Consider the following 3,075-nt stretch of genomic DNA (forward strand, 5'->3'; position numbering starts at 1 on the left):
GCCCTCATGCCCAGCAAGCGCAGCGCGATCTCACAGGTCGCGCGGATCGACGCGATGCGGGCCCGCGGCTCGGCCTACGAGACCGCCCGCGCCGAGCGCGAGAAGGGACGCCTGGGCGCACTGCGGGCCGAAGTCGGCCTGCGCGTCTCGGAGTTCTACCTCCAGCAGGGCTGGGAGCAGCGCTCGCTGCGCGCGGACCTGGCGGTGCTGGACCGCAGCTGGGAGAAGTTCCTGGCGACGAAGGTGCTGCTGGGCGTGGCCGGCCTGTTCTTCGGCCCGTTCCTGTTCGCCATCGTCTACACGCTGGGCTTCGGCAGGAGCCCGATCATCCCGGTCTGGCTCGCCCTGCTCTTCGGGGTGATCTTCTTCTTCCTGCCCGACCTGGAAGTGCGCCGGGACGCCGCCGAGAAGCGGCGCGATCTGCGGCGGGTGATCGGCGCCTACCTCGACCTGGTGTCCATGAGCCTCGCCGGCGGACGCGGTCTGCCCGAGGCCCTGATGGCGGCGGCCGAGATCTCCGACGGCTGGGCCAACCAGCGCATCCGCAACGCCCTGTCCGACGCCCGCATCACCGGCGTCAGCCAGTGGCAGGCCCTCGGCGCGCTCGGCGAGGAGATCGGTGTGGAGGAGCTCAAGGACCTCTCCGCCTCCCTGGCCCTGGTCGCGGACGACGGTGCCAAGGTGCGCGAGTCCCTGGCCTCCCGCGCCGAGACCATGCGGCACCGCGAACTCGCCGAGATCGAGGGCAGCGCGGGCGAGAAGTCCCAGTCGATGCTCGTCGCGCAGCTGCTGCTGTGCGCCGGGTTCCTGGTGTTCCTGATCTTTCCGGCGGCGATGCGGGTGTTCCAGGTGCAGTGAGCCGTGTGTGAGCCTCGCAGCGACCTTCACGAGTCCAGAACCTCCGTGCACCGATTTCGAAAGGACAAGACGTCATGAACGGACGTAACTTCCACACCGGCATCCCCGCCGTGGACTTCCTCGTCACCTTCCTCCAGGCCCGCACCGAGCGGGCCCGCTCCGGCGAGCTGGACCGCGGTGCCTCCGCGGTCGAGTGGGTCATCATCTCCGCGGTCGTCGTGGCGATCGTCGGTGTCGTGGCCGCCATCATCAACGCCGCGCTCAGCGAGGGCGCCAACAAGGTCGGCGACTGCATCAAGGGTGCGGACGCGGGCAAGACCTGCTGATCGCCTCAGGACCATCAGGAGTATCAGAGCAACGGGGTTCACGGGGATGCCGGCAGATGTCAGCAGACGGGTACGCCGCTGGGTGCGGGCCACACGGGAACGGGCGGCCGCCCGCGGCGACTCAGGCATGACCGCGATCGAGTTCGTGCTGCTCACGCCGGTCCTCTTCTTCATGATCTTCGCGACCGTGCAGTTCGCCCTGTACTTCTTCGCGGACCACGTCGCCCAGGCGGCGGCCCAGGCCGGAGCCCGCAAGGCCCGTGCCACGGCCGACGAACAGCCGGGCGCGTGGCGGGGCGAGGCGCGGGACGTGGTGGACAGCTACATCCGTCAGCTCGGCCCCCAACTGGTCCTGTCACCGGACGTGACGATGGTGCAGCCGGAACAGAACACGGTGGGCGTGGAGATCGAGGCGAGGGTCCCGACGGTGTTCCCCGGGCTGGACCTGACGGTGCACGCGCAGTCGGTGGGGCCGGTGGAGCGGTTCGTACAGGAAGAGGGCAACTGAATGTCCGTCCCTTCCCTGGCCCAGGGCCGCCGGCCTGTGGACGACAGGGGCTTGTCCACCGTCGAGGTCGTGATCCTCGCGCCGGTGATGATCCTCTTCATCCTGGTCCTGGTGGCCTTCGGCCAGCTCGTGGACGGCCGCGGAGCGCTCGACGGAGCGGCCCGGGACGCGGCCCGCGCGGGCTCGATCCAGAAGGACCACGCGACGGCCATGGCCGAGGCCAGGAAGGCCGCGGAGGCGAACCTGGCGGACGTCTGCTCGGGCCCCGTGACCGTCACGCAGACCAGTCAGGGCTTCGAGCCGGACACCATCTTCACGGTCGAGGTGAGCTGCCAGGTGCGGGGTCTCGCCATGCTCGGCCTCGACGTCCCGACGACCCTCTCGGCGAGCTTCAGCTCCCCGCTCGACCCGTTCCGGAGGTCGGCGTGAGGCACCTCCGCTCCTCCTGGCCGTCGTGGTGGGCGGCCCGTGGCGCACGTCTGGACGACCGCGGCTCCGGCGCCGGCGCGGTCATCATCTTCGCGCTCGTCTTCCTCTCCCTTTCCGCGTTCGTCATCGACGGCGGTCTGTCCATCTCCAAGCGGGAACGCGCCGCCGACATCGCCGAACAGGCGGCTCGTTACGCGGCCCAGGACATCGACCGCGACGCCCTCTACGAGAACGAGGGCGGCCCGGCGCCGATCAACTTCGAGAACTGCAACGCCCGGGTGAAGGCCTTCGCCCGCGAGATGGACATGACGGGCGCGGACATCGGCGCGACCCACTGCGTGGCGGCGAACGCCGAGCAGGTACAGGTCGAGGTCCAGCTCACGTACTCCCCGGTCTTCACGGGCGTGTTCTACGGCGGTGACGTGGTGGTCCACGGCGAAGCGGTGGCGCAGAACGAGGTCGGCTGAGCCGGTCCGGAACATTCGGCGAATCTGCACACCGTTCACCGTGAGGTCGGGACGGGGTGGGGCAGGAACCGAGTCCGGCTCATTTCCCGCCCTGTGGAACGCATTTCTGTATCGCGAAGTGGCAGAAGGTGTGAAGACCGCGGGGTCTCGGGTGACCGAATGGTCACACTCATGAATTCGCGTCCAGAAATCCACTCGGAGCCATATCCACGGACTGGGCACTGACTGGCCGCCCCTTCTTCCGACGTGCTTTGATCGGTCACGCTCGAGCACTTCGAATTATTGAACGAAGGGAACCGCCCTCCATGGCCTTCACCCCGCAGATCCAGACCGCCCAGATGTCCGACGCCGAGCTGGACACCATCGCCGGCGGCCAGGCGGGCGGTGCTGCCGCGGGTGCCGGCGCCGCGGCCGGTCTCTACGTCGAGACCACGGCCGCCGGCCTCACCGCCGGCGTCGGCGGCGGCCTGGGCCTCGCCGTCTCGCC

At 69.4% G+C, this 3,075-nt stretch carries 6 protein-coding genes; all 6 read left to right on the forward strand.

Annotated features, from left to right (window positions below; translation table 11 throughout):
- Positions 1-858: type II secretion system F family protein (locus ABZ281_RS44075; RefSeq protein ID WP_356663865.1), on the forward strand; the 858-nt coding region annotated here is incomplete at its 5' end.
- 74 nt (positions 859-932) lie between these two features.
- Entirely contained in the window at positions 933-1,184 is a 252-nt protein-coding gene (locus ABZ281_RS44080) for a hypothetical protein (RefSeq protein ID WP_010041603.1), read from the forward strand.
- A gap of 46 nt (positions 1,185-1,230) precedes the next feature.
- On the forward strand, positions 1,231-1,692 hold the full coding sequence (locus ABZ281_RS44085; RefSeq protein WP_356663867.1) for a TadE family protein: 462 nt from the start codon (positions 1,231-1,233) through the stop codon (positions 1,690-1,692).
- Positions 1,693-2,121, forward strand: a complete 429-nt coding sequence (locus tag ABZ281_RS44090; protein WP_356663869.1) for a TadE/TadG family type IV pilus assembly protein — start codon at positions 1,693-1,695, stop codon at positions 2,119-2,121.
- On the forward strand, positions 2,118-2,588 hold the full coding sequence (locus ABZ281_RS44095; RefSeq protein ID WP_356663871.1) for a pilus assembly protein TadG-related protein: 471 nt from the start codon (positions 2,118-2,120) through the stop codon (positions 2,586-2,588). Before ABZ281_RS44090 ends, ABZ281_RS44095 begins: the two co-directional genes overlap by 4 nt.
- 305 nt (positions 2,589-2,893) lie before the next feature.
- A partial coding sequence (locus ABZ281_RS44100; RefSeq protein WP_356663873.1) for a hypothetical protein occupies positions 2,894-3,075 on the forward strand: 182 nt, incomplete at its 3' end.

Origin of the sequence: Streptomyces sp. NPDC006265, assembly GCF_040613555.1 — a bacterium.
In the GTDB taxonomy this organism is placed as follows: Bacteria; Actinomycetota; Actinomycetes; order Streptomycetales; family Streptomycetaceae; genus Streptomyces.

Bases quoted from the DNA above. Each gene is read 5' to 3' on its own strand.
- ABZ281_RS44080 (WP_010041603.1), top strand. From the start codon at position 933: ATGAACGGACGTAACTTCCACACCGGCATCCCCGCCGTGGACTTCCTC.
- ABZ281_RS44085 (WP_356663867.1), top strand. From the start codon at position 1,231: ATGCCGGCAGATGTCAGCAGACGGGTACGCCGCTGGGTGCGGGCCACA.
- ABZ281_RS44090 (WP_356663869.1), top strand. From the start codon at position 1,693: ATGTCCGTCCCTTCCCTGGCCCAGGGCCGCCGGCCTGTGGACGACAGG.